This window comes from Pseudomonas paraglycinae (genome assembly GCF_021601625.1).
In the GTDB taxonomy this organism is placed as follows: Bacteria; Pseudomonadota; Gammaproteobacteria; order Pseudomonadales; family Pseudomonadaceae; genus Aquipseudomonas; species Aquipseudomonas paraglycinae.
In genome coordinates this window covers 233,432-249,233 of sequence record NZ_BQHR01000007.1, presented here as the reverse complement: position 1 = coordinate 249,233, position 15,802 = coordinate 233,432, and the positions used below count along the sequence as shown (strand labels likewise).

General features: G+C 60.3%; 18 protein-coding genes. 7 read left to right on the top strand and 11 right to left on the bottom strand.

The window, feature by feature from the left end; genetic code table 11:
* Positions 1-222 precede the first annotated feature (222 nt).
* Positions 223-963 (bottom strand): DUF899 domain-containing protein, encoded by a 741-nt coding sequence (locus tag L6D82_RS13015; RefSeq protein ID WP_236189414.1) that lies wholly within the window; start codon positions 961-963, stop codon positions 223-225.
* A gap of 177 nt (positions 964-1,140) precedes the next feature.
* Here L6D82_RS13015 and L6D82_RS13010 point away from each other — a divergent pair, with 177 nt between their 5' ends.
* On the top strand, positions 1,141-1,533 hold the full coding sequence (locus tag L6D82_RS13010) for a hypothetical protein (RefSeq protein WP_007956567.1): 393 nt from the start codon (positions 1,141-1,143) through the stop codon (positions 1,531-1,533).
* Between the two features lie 61 nt (positions 1,534-1,594).
* Here the strand turns inward: L6D82_RS13010 and L6D82_RS13005 are convergent, their stop codons facing one another.
* The 3 genes from L6D82_RS13005 to L6D82_RS12995 all read right to left on the bottom strand — a co-directional run bounded on the left by L6D82_RS13005 (position 1,595) and on the right by L6D82_RS12995 (position 3,663).
* Entirely contained in the window at positions 1,595-2,464 is an 870-nt protein-coding gene (locus L6D82_RS13005; protein WP_236189412.1) for a DUF6279 family lipoprotein, read from the bottom strand.
* Positions 2,465-2,541: 77 nt separating this feature from the next.
* Positions 2,542-3,258, bottom strand: coding sequence for a TorF family putative porin (locus L6D82_RS13000; protein WP_085747175.1), 717 nt, complete (start codon positions 3,256-3,258; stop codon positions 2,542-2,544).
* Between the two features lie 216 nt (positions 3,259-3,474).
* On the bottom strand, positions 3,475-3,663 hold the full coding sequence (locus tag L6D82_RS12995) for a hypothetical protein (protein WP_016985943.1): 189 nt from the start codon (positions 3,661-3,663) through the stop codon (positions 3,475-3,477).
* Positions 3,664-4,014: 351 nt separating this feature from the next.
* Between L6D82_RS12995 and L6D82_RS12990 the strand changes: the two genes are divergently transcribed.
* The 3 genes from L6D82_RS12990 (at position 4,015) to L6D82_RS12980 (ending at position 6,459) form a co-directional block, all read left to right on the top strand.
* Complete coding sequence (locus L6D82_RS12990; RefSeq protein WP_085747174.1) at positions 4,015-4,851, top strand: CvfB family protein; 837 nt, start codon at positions 4,015-4,017, stop codon at positions 4,849-4,851.
* A 21-nt stretch (positions 4,852-4,872) separates the two neighbouring features.
* A complete protein-coding gene (locus tag L6D82_RS12985) occupies positions 4,873-5,301 on the top strand; it encodes a DUF2177 family protein (RefSeq protein WP_236189409.1) in 429 nt (142 codons plus the stop codon).
* 225 nt (positions 5,302-5,526) lie between these two features.
* Positions 5,527-6,459 carry a DMT family transporter gene (locus L6D82_RS12980; protein ID WP_236189400.1) on the top strand — a complete coding sequence of 311 codons (933 nt, stop codon included), beginning with the start codon at positions 5,527-5,529 and terminating at the stop codon, positions 6,457-6,459.
* Here L6D82_RS12980 and L6D82_RS12975 read toward each other — a convergent pair.
* Positions 6,404-7,585 (bottom strand): MFS transporter, encoded by a 1,182-nt coding sequence (locus L6D82_RS12975; RefSeq protein WP_236189398.1) that lies wholly within the window; start codon positions 7,583-7,585, stop codon positions 6,404-6,406. The two genes, L6D82_RS12980 and L6D82_RS12975, sit on opposite strands and share 56 nt — an antisense overlap.
* A gap of 104 nt (positions 7,586-7,689) precedes the next feature.
* Here L6D82_RS12975 and ptrR point away from each other — a divergent pair, with 104 nt between their 5' ends.
* Positions 7,690-8,583 carry a putrescine utilization regulator PtrR gene (gene ptrR, locus L6D82_RS12970; protein WP_236189395.1) on the top strand — a complete coding sequence of 298 codons (894 nt, stop codon included), beginning with the start codon at positions 7,690-7,692 and terminating at the stop codon, positions 8,581-8,583.
* Positions 8,584-8,725: 142 nt separating this feature from the next.
* A complete protein-coding gene (locus L6D82_RS28560; RefSeq protein WP_003184145.1) occupies positions 8,726-8,854 on the top strand; it encodes a PA1414 family protein in 129 nt (42 codons plus the stop codon).
* 94 nt (positions 8,855-8,948) lie between these two features.
* Here the strand turns inward: L6D82_RS28560 and L6D82_RS12965 are convergent, their stop codons facing one another.
* The 6 genes from L6D82_RS12965 to speB all read right to left on the bottom strand — a co-directional run bounded on the left by L6D82_RS12965 (position 8,949) and on the right by speB (position 14,460).
* On the bottom strand, positions 8,949-9,197 hold the full coding sequence (locus L6D82_RS12965; protein ID WP_007956577.1) for a hypothetical protein: 249 nt from the start codon (positions 9,195-9,197) through the stop codon (positions 8,949-8,951).
* A gap of 43 nt (positions 9,198-9,240) precedes the next feature.
* Positions 9,241-9,966, bottom strand: a complete 726-nt coding sequence (locus L6D82_RS12960) for an MBL fold metallo-hydrolase (protein ID WP_236189386.1) — start codon at positions 9,964-9,966, stop codon at positions 9,241-9,243.
* Positions 9,967-10,050: 84 nt separating this feature from the next.
* Positions 10,051-11,430 carry a sodium:solute symporter family protein gene (locus tag L6D82_RS12955; protein WP_236189383.1) on the bottom strand — a complete coding sequence of 460 codons (1,380 nt, stop codon included), beginning with the start codon at positions 11,428-11,430 and terminating at the stop codon, positions 10,051-10,053.
* 79 nt (positions 11,431-11,509) lie between these two features.
* Positions 11,510-13,021, bottom strand: coding sequence for a purine-cytosine permease family protein (locus L6D82_RS12950; protein WP_085747168.1), 1,512 nt, complete (start codon positions 13,019-13,021; stop codon positions 11,510-11,512).
* 55 nt (positions 13,022-13,076) lie between these two features.
* Complete coding sequence (locus L6D82_RS12945) at positions 13,077-13,499, bottom strand: YybH family protein (protein WP_011332982.1); 423 nt, start codon at positions 13,497-13,499, stop codon at positions 13,077-13,079.
* 10 nt (positions 13,500-13,509) lie between these two features.
* Positions 13,510-14,460: an agmatinase gene (gene speB, locus L6D82_RS12940; protein WP_003222717.1), complete on the bottom strand. Its 951-nt coding sequence runs from the start codon at positions 14,458-14,460 to the stop codon at positions 13,510-13,512.
* 444 nt (positions 14,461-14,904) lie between these two features.
* Between speB and L6D82_RS12935 the strand changes: the two genes are divergently transcribed.
* Complete coding sequence (locus tag L6D82_RS12935; protein WP_007956593.1) at positions 14,905-15,798, top strand: LysR family transcriptional regulator; 894 nt, start codon at positions 14,905-14,907, stop codon at positions 15,796-15,798.
* Positions 15,799-15,802: the final 4 nt, after the last annotated feature.

The window sequence follows — 15,802 nt, the reverse complement described above, 5'->3', positions numbered from 1 at the left end:
TTTGGCGCTCGGTATTCAAGAGTTTGTAGAGAGGTGTGGTTGAATTTTCTTGAGTGCAAGCGCTTTCTGGAAAGATACGACGATGGTTTTTGTTCGAATTATCTGGAGTCGGCTCACGGTAGAGGGCGGGAGAACAAAGGGCGCTTTAAATGCGAAATGAATCTTGCCCTTTGTTTCTCTGAGACAGGCCTTTTGGCTGCCAGGTCTGATCACTCGTGACAGCTAGTCTTGTGGCCGATGGCAGCAACCCGCACTCACCCCTTCTTCATACCGGTCATGATGCCGCACCCATTCCATGATCTCGTCCTCGTTCCGGCCCTTGGGCGTAAGGTCGAGAAAGTTGTACGCACCGACCAGCAAGTCCAGGCCTCGCGCGTAGGTTGAGTAAGTGTGGAAAATCTCGCCGTTGTCGGCGCGATAGAACACGCTGAGCCCGGGCATTTCTTCCTCGGCGCTGTCGGTCTTTTCGTAGTTGTACGTAGCTTTGCCAGCGTCGACATCCTCAGCACGGGCGCACACGCCAAAGTCGTAGTTGAAATCGCAGCCGTCCGACGACACCCAGTCGAATGTCCAGCCCATCCGCCGCTTGAAAGCCTGGAATTCGGCGAACGGTGCGTGGGACACCGCCACCAGTGAAATGTCGTGATGGGCCAGGTGCAGGTTGGCGCCGTCGATGTGGTCGCTGAGGAATGAACAGCCCGGGCAGCCTTCCTCCCAGCCCTTGGCGAACATGAAGTGGTAAACGACGAGTTGGCTGTGTTTGCCGAACAGATCGGCAAGTTTCAACTCGCCGTTCGGGCCCATGAAGCGGTAATCCTTGTCGATCTTTACCCAGGGCAGGGCGCGGCGTTTGGCGCTGAGGCGGTCGCGTTCTTTGGTGAAGGCCTTTTCATCGGCCAGATGCTGCTTGCGGGCGGCGAGCCATTCTTCGCGCGACACCACCGGATGATTCTCAACGTTCATGATGATTTCTCCTGCGGGGGTTGAAACCGTCTGTCTCAGACTAGTCGTTCAACCACCCGGGAAATCGACAGACCGCCGGTCGGTCGGGGCGCCGAATAATCCTGAACGGTGGCGCAACGCTCCGGTCACAACCTGTGAACGCGCCAAAAAATCACGCGCACCGGAGGTTGAATCAGGATGACGACTTATAACTGGGATTTGATTGAACGCCTGCTGCATGAAGTGCAGAACGGCGCGGGCCACAGCTTTGCACCACGGTCTTTTGCCGAAGATTATGCGGCGGAGAAAGCGGCGGCGGGCGAGCCGATCGAGAATCTGGATCACCTGAAAACGCTTGCCTGCGACTATGAGCAACTGCTGCTGTTGCGCGGTTACATCCAGCCCCGTGGCGAAGACGAGGGCAGCACCGGCAACAACTTCAGCCTGACCCCGCGCGGCTCCAGTCTGTTGAGCCTGATCGACAGCAGCATTCCCGGCAATGATCATCCGCGCGAAGTGCTGGATGATCAGGAAGACGCGCTGGATGAGCTGACGTTCGATGAGGTAGCTTCCAAAGCGCAGATCGCCTGAGGTTTGCACAAAAAAATGTGGGAGCGAACGTGCTCGCTCCCACATGGGTTTTGCAGTGGTCTCAGCTTTTTTGTGCGGCCTTCAGGCACTTCAAATCATTGAAGTCCTTGCGCACTCCCTCGATCTTTTTCAACAGGCGCTGGCGCTGCTGCGGCGTACTGTCGGCCATCAGATCGACGAACAGCGAACGGGCCTGCGCCTCCGTATTGGCGTAGGCTTTTTGGTAATCCGCTGTCCATAACCGCTCGCGATTGACCAGAAGCGTCTCGATCCGTTGTGGGAATTCGGGACTGTTGCGTTGCGCCACCGCCGCGCTGAACTGCTTTTGCCAGTGGGCGCGGTTGGCGATCCACTGGGTGTTCTGATCACCCAGGGCGGTCGACCAGGCTATCACCCGCTGTTCCTGCTTGGCGCTCAACGGGCCGAGCCAGTCGTTGAGACGCTTGTCCATGCGCGCGCCACGTTCGGCAATCTGCTGTGACAGCGGAGGCTTGAGGTATTCCTGCTGGCGCTTTTGCAGGTCTTTGGCAAAGGCGTCGTTCATTTCTGCCACCTGCCGATCATCCAGCCCTTGCAGCAATTCAATCGCCGACGGGGTGATTTCCCGGGCGGTTTCGGCGATCGCCTGCTTGGCTTCTGCGGTGCGGGCCTGGAGCGCGGCGTCGGTGACCTGATTGGTCTCGACCATGGTTTGCAGGCGATCGAGCCAGTCGAGATAACCCGGCAGTTGCGTGGTGCAGTGCCAGCTCAGGTGTTCCCTGAGGCGTTCGTTGAACCAGCCTTTCTGCTCGCCGTTCATGTCCAGGTAGTCGCTGAGCGTCCACGGAATGATCACGTCGAGATTGCGATAGGCCAGGCCGACACGGCTGCAGGCGCCGAGGGCGAGGGTCAGGATCAGTAGAATCGCGATGCGTTTGAACCAGCTAGACATGGGCGAGTCCTTGCGAAAGCCAGCCTTGAGGGTCTGATGCTCATGTGAACGCAGGATGGCCCCGGCAGTTCAGCCAATCAATAGAACGCGCGTTCGGCCTTGAGCGTGACCAGCCCGTCGCACTGACTGTTATGCCCGGAATAGGCTGAGCAATCGCTGCCGCTGAGGCTCGAATTGCTGTAGATCAGGTCGAGGTCGATGCCCATGAACGGCCGGGAAAATTTCACCGACCAATCGGTAAAACTGCTGACATAACCCCCGTCCACCGAGACCGGCGTGTTGAGCTGATGGGTGGTGTATTTCATGCTGATCCCGATGCCGAACGGCTGATTGCCGCCCAGGTCGGCAAACAGGGTGTTGTTCTGTTTGTCCGGATCGTTGCTCAGGGCGATGCCGATCCGGCTGCCCAGCAGCGTCAGGCCACCGAACAGTTCCTGGCTGTCGAGGGTGTCGACCTTGGGATAGCTGTAATGGATCATCCCGACTTCGTAGCCGAGGGTCTGATCGAAAGGTTGTTTAAAGCCGACGTAGGAATCGATTTCGAGATTCTTCCCCGGCGTGAGGCCCATGCTCGGTGCGTACTGACCGACATACAGGCCGCTGTCGTGACTCAGGTCCAGGCCGCCGTGGAACGAGCCGACCGCCGAAGGCTTGACCAGCCCCTGGGCCATGCTGCGGCTGGGCGTGGTGCCGAGCTTGAGGTCGAAGTCACCGAGCTCACGCTGGAAAATTTGCGCGTGCGCCACCGGGCTCGCCAGCAGGCCTACAAGCAATAAACAGGAAGATTTGAGCATGCGTCACTCCTTGAGCAGCGAGCGCAGGTGCGACAAACCTGCTGAAACGCTTGATCCAGACGCGTGCAAGGATACCGGCGAATGATCGGCATCGAGGGCCGTTCGTCGATTTTTGCTGTTTTGAATGTTTGATTAAACGTAAGAAAGGTCTTGCGAGGGATCCGGTCCAGACGCTTCGAAGCTCAAAGCGCCTTTGGACAGGTGTACTGCGGGGTGTTACTTCTTGCCCAGGCTGATCTGCTTGGACGGGCCGAACGTCTGGCCGCTGACGCCCTTGGCAATTTGCTGGATCTCGCCGCCGGACTTGAGGAATGCCGCGATCTGATCGTTGATCGATTCGCTGGTTTCAACGGCTGGAGCTGGCTTTGCTTTGCTGGTGGATGCTTTTACACGCATGGCGGCCATTAACCTGTAGAAAAGTAACTCGGCCAGGCATCGTACAGGAATAACTTGACAATTGCTTGGTAAATATCCCTCGGAATAACCCAGCGTGCAGGTGGATTATTCTCGATTAATTATTCGAAATATCCTGCTAACCTGCTGTTTTAAATAACAACATTTATTCGATTTGAGGATGCTGGCCGGCCTCGGGATCAGGCAAAAGCCGTCACGCTGGCCTGACGAGTGGCGCGCGTGCGGCGCGAAATCCAGGAAAATCAAGGCCTCCCGCAGATTTTTACTCGGCCGTCCGATCTGGCGACCGACGAACCCGGCAAAACCGGGTAGAATGCCGCCCACGCAATGAGGGTATTGGAAATGGCTTTAGTCGGGCGTTACAACAGTTTGCAAGTGGTTAAACACACTAACTTCGGTTTATATCTGGACGGCGGTGCCGACGGCGAAATTCTTTTGCCCAACCGTTATATTCCTAAAGATATTCCCAGCGAAGATGAAGACTGGCTCAATGTTTTCATTTATCTGGACAGTGACGACAAACTTATTGCCACCACTGAAAAACCAAAAGTTCAGGTCGGTGAATTTGCCAGTTTGAAAGTTGTTGAAGTCAACAGCATCGGCGTGTTCCTCGACTGGGGCCTGCCGAAGGATCTGCTGCTGCCTTACTCCGAAGAAAAACGCCAGATGACCGCCGGCGAGTACTGCGTGGTGCATGTCTACCTCGACAAGCACACCCGCCGCATCACCGCGACCGCGCGCCTGGATCGTTATCTGGACAAAACCCCGGCCAACTACAGCGTGGGCCAGGAAGTTGATCTGCTGGTGGCCGAATCCACCGACATGGGTTTCAAGGCCGTCATCAACAACAAGCACTGGGGTTTGATTCACAAGAATGAAATCTTCAAGTTCATGCGTTCCGGCATGCGCGAGAAAGGCTTCATCAAGGAAGTGCGCGCCGACGGCAAGATCAGCCTGAGCCTGCAACCGGTGGGGCAGGAAGCAGCCAGCAGCCTGAACTCGAAGATCCTCTCCAAGTTGCGCGAAAACGATGGCACTCTGGCCGTCAGCGACAAGAGCGACCCGGCGCTGATCAGCAGCCTGTTCGGTGTCAGCAAGGGCAACTTCAAGAAGGCCATCGGTTCGTTGTACAAGGAAGGCAAGATCGTCATTCATGCCGATCGCATTGAACTAACCTGAGCCTGACGTGGCCCATGTTGCATGGGCTTACTTGAGGTCAGGCAGAGGAAAAAAGCACTGATTGCCTACGTCGCCACGCTGCTGACGTTTCTTCTGCTCGACGGCGTCTGGCTTGGCGTGCTGATGGCGCCGACCTATCGCGAACTGCTCGGTTCGCTGATGCTCGAAAAACCGTTGCTGGTGCCAGCAGCGGTTTTTTATTGCCTGTATGTTTTCGGCTGTGTGGTGTTCGTGGTGTTGCCGTCGCTGACCTGGCAACGCGCCGCCCGGATGGGAGCGCTGCTCGGGCTGGTCGCTTATGGCACCTATGACCTGACCAACTGGGCGACATTGCGCGGCTGGTCGACGCAGGTGTCGCTGATGGATTGGGCTTGGGGGACGTTCGCCACGGCGCTGGCCTGTACGGTCGGATTTGTTGTGGCCAGCCGGTTTGGCAGATCAGCTCGTTGATCTTGGTCGCCTGACCTGACGCCATCGCTGGCTTGCCAGCGATTGACAGCGCAGTCGTCAGCAATTCTCCGCTGACGTTGCGGGAGCATGAAATGTCTTTTCCAGACGGCTTTTTCTGGCTGACTGGTTAATAATCCACTCACTACTTTTCGCCCCGGACAAAGAGCCGGGGCTTTGTTTGACCATTGGAAAAACTGCCATGTTGTGTGTGTTAGAGGTGTCGAGGTGAGCGTCAGTCGGCGCAGTGCCGACGGGTTTGCCCTGCAAGTGATGATCGGCCTGTGCCTGATCTGGGGCGTGCAGCAGGTGATGATCAAGTGGGCGGCGACCGACATTGCGCCGGTGATGCAGGCGGCGGGGCGGTCGGGGATTTCGGCGCTGCTGGTAGGACTGCTGATCTGCTGGAAGGGTGGTTGGGATCAGGTTGGCAACACTTGGCGCGGCGGCTTGCTGGCCGGTGCCTTGTTCGGGCTCGAATTCCTGTTCATCTCCGAAGGCTTGCAGTTGACCACCGCCGCGCACATGTCGGTGTTCCTCTATACAGCGCCGATCTTCACCGCGCTGGGCGTGCATTTCCTGTTGCCCAGCGAGCGCTTGCGGCCTGTGCAATGGCTGGGGATCTTCCTCGCATTTGTCGGGATTGCCATTGCGTTTGCCGGCGGGGTGTCGTGGGACAACCTCGATCACCGCATGCTGATGGGGGATGCCCTCGGCGTGCTGGCCGGTGCCAGTTGGGGCGCGACCACCGTGGTGGTACGCGCCTCGCGCCTGTCCGAGGCGCCGGTGACCCTGACCCTGTTCTATCAACTGATCGTCGGTTTCATCGGCCTGTTGCTGATCGCGCTGCTCAGCGGCCAGATCACCCACGTCAGCCTGACCGTCGTGGCCGTGGGCAGTGTGCTGTTCCAGGGGCTGGTGGTGTCGTTCTTCAGTTACCTGACCTGGTTCTGGCTGCTGCGCCGTTATCTGGCGGCCAACCTCGCGGTGTTTTCCTTCATGACACCGTTGTTCGGCGTCACGTTCGGCGTGGTGCTGCTCGGCGAAGAACTGAGCCTGAACTTCATCATCGGCGCCGTGCTGGTGTTGCTCGGCATCACCTTCGTCAGCGCGGAACAGTGGGTGCGTCGGCGTTTGCGCAAAGCCCTCGGTCAGCCGTAACCGATTTGCAGGCCAGACCGCCGGCAATCAGCAGACCGCTGCCGGCAATCACCAGCGCCGGTTGCAGGCCGCCGCTGAAATGGCTGCTGACCGCCGCCAGCAACGGCCCGCTGAGTTGACCGACGGCGAAGCACGCGGTGAGCAGGCCGGCGTTGCGCTGGGTGGCGTGGGGCGCCAGTTCCCGGGAGCGTTGCATCACCAGTTGCATGCAGGCCAGGAACGGCGTGCCGCACAGGATCACGCCCAATGCCAGACCGAGGCCGCTGCCCAACAGGCAAGCGAACACCCCGGCAGCCTGCAGCCACAACGTCGCCATCAACCAGTGCCGGGTGGTTTGCGGATCGTGCCGACGCAAACTTACCAGCAAAACGCCAATTGCGGCACCGAGGCCAAAGCACGGCCAGAACAGATCGGCCTGCCACTGCCCGTGAAATTGCGCGTTGGCCATCTGTGACAGAAACGTGGCCGGGATGATGTAGCCCACGCCATACAAGGCATACACCGCCGCCAAGCGCCCAATGCCACGATTCGATGAACTCACGGCAGCCGGCACGACCGGCACACCGACGCCCGGTTGCGGCAGGATCCGCACGATTCCCAGCAACATCACCAGCGCCACGGCGGCATAGATCAGCCACAGAGTCGCGGAAGTCTGCTGCGCCAGATGTGAGAACAGCGCCAGCAATCCCGTCAGAAAAATCCCCAGCCCCGGCCCGGCAAAGACCAGCGCTCCCAATCGCGGACGACCCGCCGCCGCAGCCAGCGGCTGACTCAACGCAGTAATCATCACCAGCACCCAGGCACTCGCCACACCGGTACCGAAGCGCAGCAACAAATGCGACCAGAAACCGTTGGCCCAGAACGATGCCAGCGTCAGCAACACACACAACCACAGACCGCCGTGCAGGCGCCGCTGCACTTGATCCGGCCGGCGGGAAAACATCGCATCCACCGCGCCGAGCAGGTAACCGAGGTAGTTGGCCGCCGCAATCAGACCGGCGGCAGTCAGGTCGATCTGCCCTTCACTGAGCAGGTGCGGCAGCTGCGGGGTGAGGGCGAAACGCCCGATGCCCATGGCCATCATCAGGGCAATGAAACAGGCGGATAAGCGAATCAGCGGTGACATGGTCTGAATTCCGTTGGAGGTTCAATGACCGTCAGGCTAGGACTGATTGACTTTCTTTAAAATTGAATAATAGTGAGTAACTTGTTCTGTTCAGGAGAAAGGTTGTGGAGTTCAGCCAATTGCGGATCTTCCAGGCCGTGGCGGAGGAGGGCTCGATCACCCGCGCCGCCGAACGTTTGCACCGCGTGCCGTCGAACCTGTCGACCCGGCTCAAACAGCTGGAGGAGCAACTGGGTGTCGAACTGTTCGTCCGTGAGCGTCAGCGTTTGCAGTTGTCGCCTGCGGGAAAAGTCCTGCTGGACTACACCGGCAAACTGTTCGCCCTTCGCGATCAGGCGAGTGCAGCGGTGATGGGCGGGCAACCGGCGGGAGATTTCGTGCTCGGCACGCTGTACAGCACGGCGGCGATCCATTTGCCGGCGCTGCTGGCGCGGTATCACAAGCAATATCCGGCGGTGAATCTTCAGGTGCAGTCCGGGCCCAGCGGTGAATTGCTCGAAGGCCTGCTCACCGGGCGTCTCGACGCCGCGCTGGTGGATGGCCCGCCGCAAATGGCCGGGATTGACGGTGTGCCGTTGTGCAACGAGCGACTGGTGCTGATCAGCGAGGCCGATCACCCGCCGATACGCAGCGCCAGGGATGTCGAGGGACGGGCGGTATTCACCTTTCGCCATGGCTGCGCCTATCGTGCGCGGCTGGAAGCGTGGTTCGCGCATTACCAGGCGGCGATGGGCCGGGCGATGGAGATCGAGTCCTATCAGGGCATGCTCGCCTGCGTGATTGCCGGCAGCGGTGTGGCGCTGATGTCGGAGTCGATGCTCGCCAGCCTGCCGGGGCGCGAAAGCGTGGCGGTGCACCCGCTGGCCGAGCCTTTTGCCAGTGCGACAACATGGCTCATGTGGCGCCGGGGCATGGTTGGTGCCAACCTCAACGCGTGGATTGAACAGCAGCAGGCGCTCTATCCCGTGGCTGGCGAGGACGTGCGGGAAACGGCTTGAACGAACGGTCAGGGATTTGGATCAATTCAGTAACAGATCATTGCGGATTTGGCCGAGCATTGCGTAGGACTTCGGACTATTATCAGTGCGAAGCGGCCTCAGAATTCCGGACGCTCAGCACCACCCTGAAGGGGGCATGACGATGAAAGAGAAAATTCAAAACTGGCTGCACGATTTGGGTGTTGCCCTCGGCTTGATCGAACCGCCTCTGCAACCGGTCCCGATTCGCACCGATGACGAACAGCGTCGGCGTCAGCCACGTCGGCGGTAATGCCCCGCTTTGAAGGATCAAAGGATTTAATCGACAAAAGATCGCACCCGGCTGTCGCTCCATTGGAGTGGCGGGCGGGTGCGATCTTTTGTTTTCAGTGACGCCCGATTTCCATCAGAAACCGGCTCAGGTCATTCGCGGTCTTCGCGGTCTTGAGCATCCGGTCCTCTTCGGCGGTGAAGGCCGTCAGTCCGAATTCATCTTCCAGATGGAAGATCAGATCCTCGATATCCGCTTTTTCCAGCCCCAGCTGCGCGAGGCTGGTGTTGTCGTCGAATTCACGATTTTCCAGCAGGCGCAGGATGAACCGGTGCACGGCAGCACGCACGGCAGCTCTTCTCATGGCAGATCTTTGTGTTGTTAGTCTGACTGAAGTACAGCAGGCCTCAGGCGTGGCGGCGCAACCATTCGTCAATCATCCCGTGCAGATGCTCTGCGGAAAAACTGCCGAAGTGCCCGCCATGCACCGTGCGAATCTTCAGAGCCTGCAATCGGCGCAAGCTGGTGGCGTAGTCATCGAGGTTGGAGTGGTAGGCGTCCTCGATCAACGGCCCGTCGTAAATGATGTCGCCACTGAACAGAGTTTCAGTGGCCGCTTCGTAGAGACTGATCCCGCCCGGTGAATGACCCGGCGTGTGCAGCACCTGCAACGTGCGGTTGCCGAGGTCCAGCACATCGCCGTCCTCGACAAACCCGGTGGCGGGCGCTGCCTTGACCCGGTATTCGGCGTAGCACAGCGGGCAATCCGGGTGCGCTTCGAACATGTCGTCGCCGACGAAGGCCCGGCTCAGATCGTTCTCGCCATCCGGCGCCGCCAGAATGTCCGCTTCGGCGGGATGCACCAGCCGTTCGGCAAATTCGTGGTGCCCGGCGATGTGGTCGAAATGGCAATGACTGGCCACCGCCACCAGCGGTCGTTCGGTCAGCCACGGCAGTTGTTCGCGCAGGCTGACCAGGCCGGAACCGCTGTCGAGCAGCAGATCCTTGTCCCGCCCCTGAACGTGCCACAGGTTGCAGCGATAGAACGGGCGGATGAACGGCTCGTGAATCAGCCGAATGCCGTCGCTCAGGGTTTGCACTTCGAACCACTGATCGCGAGAAACAATCTTCATCAAGCATTTTCTCCAGACGAAAAAAACGGGTGTGGCAACCGACGCCACACCCGCCGAAGAAAGCATCAAGTCGTTATAGCGAGCTTAGACCGCGCTGGCCACCGGGGCAGGGCGACGGGAAAACAGGCTGACCACCACAAAACTCACCAGACCCACAGCCAGGCTGTAGTAGATCGGCGTGTTGGCATCCAGACCGTCCTTGAACATGAACAGCAGGGCAGTGGCGAAACCCAGGCCCATGCTGGCGATGGCGCCGGCAGTGGTCGCGCGTTTCCAGAAGATCGCACCGATCAGCGGAATCAGCATGCCGCCCACCAACAGGTTGTACGCGAGGGTCAGGGCGCTGATCACGTCGTTCACAACCAGAGCAATACCCAGCACCACGACACCGGTCAGCAGGGTGAACAGACGGTTCACACCCAGGCTCGACTGTTTGCCGCCACGCAGTTTCGGCAGCAGGTCTTCGGTCAGGGTGGTGGCAGCGGCGAGCAGGCCGGCGCTGGCGGTGGACATCATTGCGGCCAGGGCAGCGGCGATCACCAGACCACGGATGCCGTCCGGCAGCGACAGTTTGACGATCGCGGCAAAGGCGTTGTTGACGTTGTCCAGATCCGGGATCAGCACATGTGCAGCCATGCCGATCAAGGCACAGGCCAGACCGTAGAGGATGCAGTAGATGCCCGCGAAGCTACCGGCGTACTGAGCGACTTTTTCGTTCTTGACGGTGAACACCCGTTGCCAGATGTCCTGACCGATCAGGATGCCGAAGAAGTAGATCATGAAGTAGGTGATGATCGTGTCCCAGCCGATGGTGGTGAAGCTGAAGGCAGTGGCCGGCAGTTTCAGCACCAGTTCATCCCAGCCTCCGACGCGGTACAGGCAGATTGGCAGGAGGATGAACATCAGGCCGACGGTTTTGATGATGAACTGGACGATGTCGGTCAGGGTCAGCGACCACATGCCGCCGATGGCCGAGTAGATCACCACCACGCCACCGCCGAGCAGTACCGAGATCCAGAACGGCAGGCCGAACAGCACTTGCAGCACGGTGCCGATGGCGAGGATCGAGGTCACGCCGATCATCAGTGCGTAGGCCAGCATGATCGCCGCGCTCGCCGAGCGGGCCATCGGGTTGTAGCGTTTTTCCAGGACCTGGGTAACGGTGTAGATCTTCAGTTTCAGCAGCGGCTTGGCCAGGAACAGGTTCAGCGCCACGATGCCGCAACCCAGTGCCGCGCACAGCCAGAAACCGGAAATGCCGTGCACGTAGCCCAGGCGGACGGTACCGACGGTGGACGCGCCACCGAGAACGGTCGCAGCCATGGTGCCCATGTACAGGCTCGGGCCGAGGTTACGCCCGGCCACCAGGAAGTCCTCGTTGGTCTTAGCCTTGCGCATGCCGAAGTAGCCGAGCAAGAGCATGCCGGCGGCGTAGATGAGGACGACGAATAAATCCAAAGCCATGATGGCGTGTCTCCGATTGTCTTTTTTATGGGGTGGAACACTGTGGGAGAAGGCTGACCCCCACAGGCGATTCGTTTATTCAGGCAGCCTGACGCAGCGCCGCTTCAGCCGGCGCATGCGCGCCTTTGCTGCGGGGATCCTTCGGGCCGTAGACCAGCGCCGGTTCCGGGAACAGGCTCAGCAGCATCAGGTACATCACCGACGCCAGACCGAGGGTCACCAGCAGGCTGATGTCGATGCCGCCGGCCAGTTCACCCAGCGGGCCGACGAACTGCCCCGGCAGGTTGACGAAGCACAGGCCGACCGCCGCGCTCGGGATCCACGCACCCAGACCGCGCCAGTTCCAGCCGTGGCTGAACCAGTAGCGTCCGCCTTGCTCGCCGCGCGTGAACACTTGCAGGTCGTCCGGGCAGTAGAAGCCGCGACGTACCACCAGGCCGATGATCATGATCACCATCCAAGGGGTGGTGCAGGTGATGATCAGCACGGCGAAGGTCGACACGCTCTGCACCAGGTTCGCCGCAAAGCGCCCGATGAAGATGAAGGCAATCGACAGCACACCGATCAGGAGCGTCGCCTTGACCCGCGACAGCAGGCGCGGGAACACGCTGGACATGTCCAGCCCGGTGCCATACAGCGATGTGGTGCCGGTGGACATGCCGCCGATCACCGCAATCAGGCACACCGGCAGGAAGAACCAGCTCGGCGACACCGCGAGCAGACCGCCTACGTAATTGTTGGCCGCGATGTAGTCCGGCGCCTGGATCGCGACGATGGTCGCGGTGGTCAGGCCGAACAGGAACGGGATGAAGGTGGCGATCTGCGAGAGCACCACCGCCGCCATGATCCGCTTGCGCGAGGTCTCACGCGGGATGTAGCGGGCCCAGTCGCCGAGGAACGCGCCGAAGGAAATCGGGTTGCTCATGGCCACCAGCGCGGCGCCGATGAACGCGGCCCAGAAGCCCGGCTGGCCGAGGCTGACGGTGCCGGCGTAGTGCGAATCGAAGGGACCGGCGAAGGCAAAGATGCCCAGCAGGAACAGCAGGCTCGCGCTCCACACCGCGACCTTGTTCACCCACAGCAGGAAGCGGAAGCCGTAGATGCACACGGTCAACACCAGAATCGCGAACAGACCGTAGGCCAGGCCCAGGGTCAGGTCGGTTTCCGGCAGGCCGATCAGGCGTTTCGCACCACCGATCAGCGCATCTCCCGAACTCCACACCGAGAGCGAGAAGAAGGCGATGGCGGTCAGCAGCGACAGGAACGAACCGACGATCCGCCCGTGCACGCCGAAGTGCGCACCGGACGACACGGCATTGTTGGTGCCGTTGAGCGGACCGAACAGGCCCATCGGTGCGAGGATCAGCGAGCCAAGCAGCACGCCCGAGACAATCGCCCAGACGCCCGCCTGGAAGGACAGGCCGAACAGCACCGGGAAACTGCCGAGCACGGCGGTGGCAAAGGTATTCGCGCCGCCAAAGATCATGCGGAACAAGTCCACGGGACCGGCGGTGCGTTCGTTGTCCGGGATCTGTTCGACCCCGTGGGTTTCAATCTGCGTAAGGCTTTGGTCTTTGTTGTTGTTATTCATGATCTGCTCCGATCATAAAGGCGCGCTCATCGTGCGTGAGCGTCACCTGTCTTGGCTAAGGGGATGGCAGCCCTTCCGGCATTGCGGACAAATGTTCGTGGCAGGCCAGCCAATGGCCTTGTTGTTCTAGGCTCGACGCTTGTTTCTTGAAAACAATCGTCTCGCGCTCCTGGCTGAAATGTTGCTCCCCTTGCATGCGCAGCTCGGTGGCCACGTCATGGATGAAAATCGCCACGTCACCCTGCAGGCTGACGAAGGCGTTGCTCGAGGTGCAGGACAACACCTCGAAGCCATCCTCGGCGCGCCAGCTGTCCCACAACGCCTGATAGGCATCGCGCGACAGCAGGGGCTGTTCGAGGGTGTAGAACACGAAGCTGGCATCGGCGCTGAACGCGCCGAAGTAGGCTTCGCGATCGTTGCGGGCGAAGGCGGACACCAGATCGGCGGCCGCTTTCAGAACCTGATCACGTTCGTTCATGACCCGACCCTCAGCGGTGGACCACGCCCGGCAGTACGCAGAGCATTTCGTACAGCAGGTTGGCGGCCAGCAGCGAGGTGTTGCCGGTGGTGTCATAAGCGGGCGAGACTTCTACCAGATCGCAGCCGATCAGGTCGAGGCCCTGGCAGCCGCGAACGATTTCAATCGCCTGAATGGTCGTCAGACCACCGATTTCCGGGGTGCCGGTGCCAGGCGCCCAGGCCGGGTCGATGCCGTCGATGTCGAAGCTCAGGTACACCGGGCCGCCACCGACTTTCTCGCGCACTTCGGCCATCAGCGGTGCCAGCGACTTGTGCCAGCACTCTTCGGCCTGCACCACGCGGAAGCCCTGATCGCGGCTCCAGTTGAAGTCGTCAGCGGTGTAACCCTGCGCACGCAGACCAATCTGCACCACGCGGTCGCAGTCCAGAAGGCCTTCTTCGACGGCGCGACGGAAGGTCGTACCGTGGGCGATCTTCTCGCCGAACATGTGATCGTTGACGTCAGCGTGGGCATCGATGTGTACCAGACCGACCTTGCCGTGCTTTTTGTGGATGGCACGCAGGATCGGCAGGGTGATGGTGTGGTCGCCACCCAGGGTCATCGGGATCACGTTGTGCTCGAGGATGTTGTCGTAGGCTTCTTCGATGATGCGCACGGCGTCGAGCAGGTTGAAGGTGTTGATCGCCACGTCACCGATGTCGGCAACCGACAGCGAATCGAACGGCGCAGCGCCGGTGGCCATGTTGTACGGGCGGATCATTACCGATTCGGTGCGGATGTCGCGCGGCCCGAAGCGGGTGCCGGGGCGCAGCGAAGTACCGATGTCCAGTGGCACGCCAACGAAGGCAGCGTCCAGGCCGGCAGCGGTCGGTACATGGGGGAGTCGGAGCATGGTGGCGATGCCGCCGAAGCGCGGCATTTCGTTGCCGCCCAGTGGTTGGTGAAGAATCTTGTCCACGGGTAGGGCCTCATCGTCTTTGTTTTATTTATGTCGGCGCACCGCATTCGCAAGGAGCACGGGTACCGCTGTGGGCCGATTCTGCGAAATGTAGTGGGGCGGAAGAATCGCTACGGGCAAATACTTAGTTCAGAAATTTCTAAACTAATGATGTGGGTGGAGATAGACTTTGTGCGCCTTGGGGTTTGTGATCGGCTGAACACCGTTGCCCTCATCGGAACGCCGCCCGCCCAGCCCTCTCCCGGAGGGAGAGGGGGCCGACGGAGTTGTTTTCCAGAGGGACATCGACCTGAAATATCGAGTCGAGCTCAGGAGAGTCCTGAGGCAGACGCAAGATTTGAAGGCCATGGAGATCGGCTCCCTTTCCCCCTCGCCCCTCTGGGGAGAGGGTTGGGGTGAGGGGTGGATTTACCAGACAACACAGTTCCAAAGCCCGGAGTAGACATGGCCAACGCTTTACCCGACCTGAAACTTTTGCGCATCTTCGTCAGCGTCGTGCGTCATCAGGGGTTTGCCAACGCGCAGCAGGAACTCAACCTGTCGACCTCGGCGATCAGCACCTACATGAGCCAGCTCGAAGCCGCGCTGGGTCTGGTGCTGTGCCATCGCGGGCGCGGCGGTTTCAGCCTGACCAGCAAGGGCGAGCTGTTCCATCAGGAAACCCTGCGTTTGCTGGCCGAACTCGAAGGTTTCGAGCAGTACGCAGCAGCGCTCAAGGGCGAATTGCGCGGCACGCTCAACCTCGGGGTGATCGACTCGACGGTCAGCGACAAGGCCCTGCCGTTCGCCGAAGCCATCGGCGCCTACAGCCAGGAACACCCGGCGGTGCATTTGCATCTGTCGGTGATGAGCCCTTACGAACTGCAACTCGGCGTGCAGGACAACCGCCTCGATCTGGCCATCGGCGCATTCTCAACGCGCATGAGCGGTCTGGTGTACATGCCGCTGTACCGCGAGCAGCACTGGCTGTATTGCAGCAGCCGTCATCCGTTGTTCAACGAGCGGCGGATTCCCGAGCAGGTCATCACCCAGCAACGCATGGTCGGACGCGGTTACTGGAGCCAGGCCGAACTCGCACGCCACGGTTTCAAACACAGCGCCGCGACCGTGGAAAGTATGGAGGCGCAGCTGATTCTGGTGCTGTCCGGCGCCTACATCGGTTATCTGCCGGAGCACTACGCCCAGGCCTGGGCCGACAAGGGCGATTTGCGGGTGCTGCTGCCGGCGACCTTCGGTTATCAGGCACCGTTTTCCATGATCATGCGCCGGGGCCGCAGCCGCGAGCCGCTGATCCAGACTTTCCGCGATCTGCTCAAAGCGCAGCTCAATCAGGCATAAGACA

Excerpts from the sequence above, each read along its gene's own strand:
- L6D82_RS13015 (WP_236189414.1), bottom strand. The coding sequence starts at position 963 with ATGAACGTTGAGAATCATCCGGTGGTGTCGCGCGAAGAATGGCTCGCC.
- L6D82_RS13010 (WP_007956567.1), top strand. The coding sequence starts at position 1,141 with ATGACGACTTATAACTGGGATTTGATTGAACGCCTGCTGCATGAAGTG.
- L6D82_RS13005 (WP_236189412.1), bottom strand. The coding sequence starts at position 2,464 with ATGTCTAGCTGGTTCAAACGCATCGCGATTCTACTGATCCTGACCCTC.
- L6D82_RS13000 (WP_085747175.1), bottom strand. The coding sequence starts at position 3,258 with ATGCTCAAATCTTCCTGTTTATTGCTTGTAGGCCTGCTGGCGAGCCCG.
- L6D82_RS12995 (WP_016985943.1), bottom strand. The coding sequence starts at position 3,663 with ATGGCCGCCATGCGTGTAAAAGCATCCACCAGCAAAGCAAAGCCAGCT.
- L6D82_RS12990 (WP_085747174.1), top strand. The coding sequence starts at position 4,015 with ATGGCTTTAGTCGGGCGTTACAACAGTTTGCAAGTGGTTAAACACACT.
- L6D82_RS12985 (WP_236189409.1), top strand. The coding sequence starts at position 4,873 with ATGGGCTTACTTGAGGTCAGGCAGAGGAAAAAAGCACTGATTGCCTAC.
- L6D82_RS12975 (WP_236189398.1), bottom strand. The coding sequence starts at position 7,585 with ATGTCACCGCTGATTCGCTTATCCGCCTGTTTCATTGCCCTGATGATG.
- L6D82_RS28560 (WP_003184145.1), top strand. The coding sequence starts at position 8,726 with ATGAAAGAGAAAATTCAAAACTGGCTGCACGATTTGGGTGTTGCCCTC.
- L6D82_RS12965 (WP_007956577.1), bottom strand. The coding sequence starts at position 9,197 with ATGAGAAGAGCTGCCGTGCGTGCTGCCGTGCACCGGTTCATCCTGCGC.
- L6D82_RS12960 (WP_236189386.1), bottom strand. The coding sequence starts at position 9,966 with ATGAAGATTGTTTCTCGCGATCAGTGGTTCGAAGTGCAAACCCTGAGC.
- L6D82_RS12955 (WP_236189383.1), bottom strand. The coding sequence starts at position 11,430 with ATGGCTTTGGATTTATTCGTCGTCCTCATCTACGCCGCCGGCATGCTC.
- L6D82_RS12950 (WP_085747168.1), bottom strand. The coding sequence starts at position 13,021 with ATGAATAACAACAACAAAGACCAAAGCCTTACGCAGATTGAAACCCAC.
- L6D82_RS12945 (WP_011332982.1), bottom strand. The coding sequence starts at position 13,499 with ATGAACGAACGTGATCAGGTTCTGAAAGCGGCCGCCGATCTGGTGTCC.
- L6D82_RS12935 (WP_007956593.1), top strand. The coding sequence starts at position 14,905 with ATGGCCAACGCTTTACCCGACCTGAAACTTTTGCGCATCTTCGTCAGC.